At 66.4% G+C, this 1,463-nt stretch carries 1 protein-coding gene; it reads right to left on the bottom strand.

Annotated features, from left to right (window positions below):
• A partial coding sequence (locus tag ABZ260_RS50990; protein ID WP_355633179.1) for an AMP-binding protein occupies positions 1-1,409 on the bottom strand: 1,409 nt, incomplete at its 3' end.
• Between the last annotated feature and the right edge of the window lie 54 nt (positions 1,410-1,463).

Here is a 1,463-nt window from a genome sequence, read left to right as displayed (position 1 = left end):
GCCGCCATCAACTGATAAAACGCCGACGGCGTCTGATTCAACACCGTCACCCCGCACTCCACCAACAACCCCAAAAACTCCACCGGCGAACGACTCACCTCAAACGACACCACCACCAACCGGCCACCCGACAACAACGCCCCCCACAACTCCCACACCGAAAAATCAAACGCATACGAATGAAACAACACCCACACATCAGACTTTCCAAACCCGAACCACTCCCGAGTCGACGCCAGCAACCGCGTCACACTCCCCTGCGAGACCACCACACCCTTCGGACGCCCCGTCGACCCCGACGTGAAAATCACATACGCCGGATGCCCAGGAAGAACCCCCCGCCCCCCAACAGAAACCGGGACTGAAGCCACGGCCGAGGCTGAGGCAGAAACCGAAGCCGGGGCTGGTGTCGAGACCGAAGCCGAAGCCGAAGCCGAGGCCGGGAGCGGAGCCAAGACCGGGCTTGAGGCCGGGACATCTCCCACCGGCCCCGCACCCGCCACGATGCGTGAGCCGTCCAGCACCACCCGCGCCATCCCCGCCGGCAACACCCCCTCCGTCCCCGGCACCACCACCGCCACCACCGGAGCCGCATCCCCCACGATCTGCGCCACCCGCTCCACCGGATACGACGGATCCACCGGCACATACCCACCCCCCGCCTTCACCACCGCCACCACCGCCACCACCAACTCCACCGACCTCGGCACCACCAACACCACCAACCGCTCCGGCCCCACCCCCGCGGCCACCAACACCCCCGCCAACACCCCCGCCCGCGCATCCAACTCCCCATACGACACCTCCACCCCGCCACACACCACCGCCACCGCATCCGGCGAAGCCGCCACCTGAGCCTCGAACTCCCCCACCAACGTCGACCCGGCAGGCACCACCCCCCGCCCCGCCCACTCACCGAGAATGACCTCACGCTCGGCCTCATCCAGCAGATCGATCTCACTCAACCGGACATCTGGATCGGCGACCACCGACTCCAGCAACCGCCCGAACCGCACCACCATGTCCTCGACCGTCACCCGATCGAACAGATCGGCGGCGTACTCGACGACACCGGTCAGGCCATCGCCCGTCTCGGTCAGGGACATCAGCAGGTCGAACCTGGCGACACCGAGGTCCAGCGACTCCTGCCGGATCTCAAGGCCGTCGACCTCCAACACCGGGGCGGGGTTGTTCTGGAACGCCAGGGCCACCTGGAAGAGGGGGTGGCGGGCCATCGAACGAGCCGGAGCGACGATCTCCACCAACCGCTCGAACGGCAGATCCTGATGACCGTACGCCGCCAGATCCACCTCCCGCACCCGCCCGACCAACTCCCGAAAAGCCGGATTCCCCGAGGTATCGGTCCGCAACACCAACGTGTTGACGAACATCCCCACCAGATCGTCCAACGCCTCATCCGTACGACCCGCCACCACCGAACCGATCGGAACATCCGAACCCGC

It is taken from the genome of Streptosporangium sp. NPDC006013, assembly GCF_040614275.1.
Lineage (GTDB): Bacteria > Actinomycetota > Actinomycetes > Streptosporangiales > Streptosporangiaceae > Streptosporangium.
Note: the sequence above shows the minus strand (reverse complement) of the source record. Positions and strands in the feature narration are given on the sequence as shown.